Annotated in this window: 2 protein-coding genes and 1 pseudogene; 2 read left to right on the forward strand and 1 reads right to left on the reverse strand. The window is 44.2% G+C overall.

Annotated features, from left to right (window positions below; all coding sequences use genetic code 11):
• Window positions 1–239: pseudogene (locus tag CFPU101_RS25015) on the forward strand (site-specific integrase); the annotation flags it as partial.
• A 173-nt stretch (window positions 240–412) separates the two neighbouring features.
• Here the strand turns inward: CFPU101_RS25015 and CFPU101_RS25020 are convergent.
• Window positions 413–796: a hypothetical protein gene (locus CFPU101_RS25020; RefSeq protein ID WP_206818571.1), complete on the reverse strand. Its 384-nt coding sequence runs from the start codon at window positions 794–796 to the stop codon at window positions 413–415.
• A gap of 124 nt (window positions 797–920) precedes the next feature.
• On the opposite strand from CFPU101_RS25020, the gene CFPU101_RS25025 reads away from it, so the two are divergent.
• The gene (locus CFPU101_RS25025) at window positions 921–4,175 is read left to right on the forward strand and encodes a strawberry notch-like NTP hydrolase domain-containing protein (RefSeq protein ID WP_206818573.1); all 3,255 of its coding nucleotides are present in this window, start codon (window positions 921–923) and stop codon (window positions 4,173–4,175) included.
• Window positions 4,176–4,291: the final 116 nt, after the last annotated feature.

Raw genomic sequence — 4,291 nt, forward strand, 5'->3', positions numbered from 1 at the left:
TACAATTCGCAACTTGGTATGACCACACCTTCCGCCGTAGAGCATGGAAAACAATCCTTTCCAGTTTAGAGATCGAATATCGAAAGCCATATGCTACCAGACATACTGCTATCAGTCACGCCCTAGCTAATGGGGCTAACCCACTGGCAGTAGCTGAGGCAACTGGACACGATCCACAAATTTTGTTCAAGCATTACGCCTCTGTTATACAGCGTTCGGCAGTGATGGTTGAGTTTTAGAGATATCAATCGAAAGGATTTTCAGCAAAAGCAGCAACCCTCAAAATTTTACTTAACGGCGAAATGAGTCTGGAGAAATTTGGCTTTCTGTTGTACCTAATATCGAGGTACGATCTGGTCTAAGCCATCCAAATCCTGTAAGTTTCGACATTTTTGGGGTTGGGTTAACCATTTTACTCAAATACTCCCTCTGCAGGTTCGATGATGAACCACTCATGATAGATGATCGCCAGAAAGAAATCCTCTTCTTTGACCTTATCGCAGACCGCTAAAAAGCCCGAAAAAAATGGGTCATCATCATAGGTCGTATCCTTTAGAAACAAAGTAACTGAATGTCCTAATTCACTCCAAATTGAGCGAAGAATCGTAATATTCGGGTGAGAGGAGTGGTCAATAGGTAAGAGAAGCCAGCGTCCTTCCACTTCCATAAATTCCACATCGTTATATCTGAGAACTGATTCCCAACTTTCAGGGCCTTCATGTTTTTCAATAATCCTGTCCCATCGGGTAGCTTGAATTTTTTCTAAAGCAGTTGATGATAGCTCGGCGAATTTCATGAGAGTCACCTATTTCGTTTCTAGAGTTATTTGATGTTTCTTCTAAATATTAGATGTCTGTTTCCCATCTCGGGACAAGGCTAACGCCTTTAAAGTTGAGATTTTTTGCAACAGAGAGAAACTGATGATGCTCACACAAACCAAACTAACTCTCATTTTAGATAAACGCCTTGCTCAGAGCCATCAAGACATTGAAAATTTAGAAGCGAGTGTAACTCAACTCAAAATTAAATATCACGAACTTACTCAATTATTTAACCAAGCCAGTGCCGCGATTGGAATTATCAGTGAATTGACAGCTTTATTGCCTCAAACTTCAACGGAGATTTGCGCCGCTCTAGAATCTATCTTCCAATTTGAGCATTGCTCTATTGTCGATGCCAAACCTTTACAGGAAGTTAAACAGCTATCTCCAACACATCCACTGATTCAAGTCGCTAATCAACTCGTACCTTTTTTGAAGCAGGAAGAAACAATTACCAATACCGTGATTAGTCGCCTAATGACCGAACCCTCTGGTGGATCTGATGCCGAAGGCTACTGGTTGTGGAAAGATGCCTATGAAGCTCTAGAAGCCGCTCAAGTTATGCTGATTCAAAAACAGGGTCAAGAATTATTCAATAAATTTGATCACTCTAAAGCTCTTGAAGAAATCGAGCGAATTCACCGACTTTGCCTGACTCATACCCGACGTTCTGAAACATCCATTCAGTTGCAGCAGTTTTCTACCCCTCTGCCTCTGAGTTACATCGCCAGCATTGCCGCACAGATTACACCTGATGATTTGGTACTAGAACCATCAGCAGGTACAGGCATTCTCGCATCTTTCGCTCACATCAGTGGGGCGCAATTGTTGCTCAACGAAATCTGCCCCAAACGTCGAGGCATTTTAAGCGAACTCTTTCCAAACACACCTGTATCGGGTTTCAACGCCGAGCAGATTGACGACTATCTCAATCCAGAATACCGTCCGACTGTCGTGGTGATGAATCCGCCCTTCTCTGCTTCCCCAAAAATGGCCAAGCGCAATCAATTCGCCACTCTCAAGCATCTGAATTCAGCACTCTTCAGGCTTTTGGATGGTGGTCGTTTGGTTGCCATTACTGCCAACTGGTTTTCACCGCTCAATTATGAATGGTGCGAATCCTTCATCAAACTCCAGCATTCAGCAAAAGTCGTCTTCTCAGGAGGAATTGAAGGTCATGTTTACGCTAAACACGGGACGACTATCGAAACACGATTGACGGTATTCGACAAAAGTCCCTCCGATAACCTTGGAGTATTTGACAATTGCTTTGATGCGACTTTCTCACTATCCGACCTACTTAAATATGTCAAGATCTTCATGCCCGAACGCCAAACCCCTACTGATACTCCTCTGGCTGGAGTTAAGGAAAAAGCGTTGACGGAAAGAACTGCAATAGCAATTGCCATCAATCATCCTTCAAAAGATGTTCTCATACAACATAAAACTAACCAGCTACAAAGCAAGTCGGAGCATCAGAAAGCTCCCCGAGTTAAGAACTTTTGTACTGGTGATGTGATTGAACTGCCATACACGATTCGAGATTGGAACGGAAATAACCACGAGATTTCAGATGCCCTCTACGAAACTTATGAACCTCAAACGCTCCTAATTGAAGGAGCAACTGAACACCCGTCATCCCTCGTGCAAAGTGCAGCAATGGCAAGTGTTGCCCCACCTAAGCCTAGCTATAAACCTCGCCTGCCCAAACGACTGATTAACGATGGTATCCTCTCATCAGCACAATTAGAGTCAGTCATTTACGCTGGAGAATCTCACAGCAAATTCCTCAAAGGTAATTATCAGATAGACGATACTCTAGATATAGTCTCGGTCGCTCCTGAAGATGCTCAACAGGCGGTACAATTCCGTCGTGGCTACTTTATCGGTGATTCGACAGGAGTAGGCAAAGGCAGACAAGTCAGTGCAATTATCCTCGACAATTACTTACAAGGACGCAAGAAAGCCCTCTGGATCTCCAAATCCGACACCCTACTTGAAGATGCACGACGTGATTGGAAAGCATTAGGGGGCAATCCCGACCAAATTGTTTCCTTAAGCCACTTCCGACAAGGTGAACCCATAGAACTTACAGAAGGTATCATTTTTGCCACTTATGCCACTCTTCGTACTGAAGCCAAACAGGGCAAGAAATCTCGCGTTGAACAACTGATTGACTGGTGCGGCAAAGACTTTCAGGGGGTAATCGTCTTCGATGAAGCACACGCCATGTCCAATGCTTCTTCCGAAAAGGGTAAACGGGGCATGAAGAAGCCATCCTTACAGGGAGTTGCAGGACTGAGGCTACAAAACGGTCTACCCAATGCCCGTGTCCTCTATGTCTCAGCAACAGGGGCAACGACCATCAACAACCTTGCCTACGCCCAACGTCTCGGACTGTGGATGTCAGGAGAGTTTCCCTTTGCCAGTCAAGCCGATTTTGTCGCCCAGATGGAGAAAGGGGGAATTGCTGCTCTTGAAGTCGTTTCACGAGATCTCAAAGCCCTCGGACTCTATACGGCTAGATCCCTATCCTACGAAGGCGTAGAATACGACATCCTCGAACACCAACTGACGGAAGGACAAATCGCCATCTACAATGCCTATGCTGATGCCTTTCAAGTGATCCACCAGAACTTAGAAGCGGCATTAGAAGCCACCAACATTACCAGTCCTAATGGTAAGACGAGAAACCGTAACGCCAAATCGGCCGCACGTTCTGCTTTTGAAAGCAATAAACAGCGATTCTTCAACCACCTGATTACTTCGATGAAATGTCCAACACTGATTAAATCTATCGAACAGGATTTCTCTAACGGTCATGCGATCATCTTACAGATTATTTCAACCGATGAAGCATTACTCGATAGACGACTGGCAGACATTCCGACTTCTGAGTGGAATGACTTGCAAATAGACATTACACCGAGAGAGTATGTCATGGATTACCTGATGCACTCCTTCCCTGTCCAGTTACATGAAGTCTATACCGATGAAGAGGGAAACGAATATTCTCGCCCAGTAACTGATAGCGAAGGGAAACCCGTTTTCTGCTCTAAAGCCTTAAGACAACGAGAAAATCTAATCGAACGCTTAGGATTACTCCCTGCTGTTCCTGGTGCATTGGATCAAGTTGTGCAACACTTCGGTTATGAAAACGTTGCAGAAGTTACAGGCAGATCTAAACGTATTGTCCGAGAAACTAAAGGCGGACGGGAGAGGCTTGCCTTACAGAAGCGTTCAGGTTCAGCCAATCTAGCAGAAACACAGGCATTTATGGATGACAAGAAACGGATTCTTATCTTCTCAGAACTGGAGTTTAGACTAAATAACAGCCGAAATTGTCTCAGCTAGGGATAAAAGACTGAGAAAGAGAGAAATAAGAATAATTAGAGTTTAAGAGACTTTCTTTTGAGTTTTAGGGGGGGAAGAATAACGTTTTTTGACAACTGGATATCGAATTTTCTTCT

It is taken from the genome of Chroococcus sp. FPU101, assembly GCF_017312365.1.
Lineage (GTDB): Bacteria > Cyanobacteriota > Cyanobacteriia > Cyanobacteriales > Microcystaceae > Chroococcus.

Coding starts and splice junctions, on each gene's coding strand:
- CFPU101_RS25020 (WP_206818571.1), bottom strand. CDS start 796: ATGAAATTCGCCGAGCTATCATCAACTGCTTTAGAAAAAATTCAAGCT.
- CFPU101_RS25025 (WP_206818573.1), top strand. CDS start 921: ATGATGCTCACACAAACCAAACTAACTCTCATTTTAGATAAACGCCTT.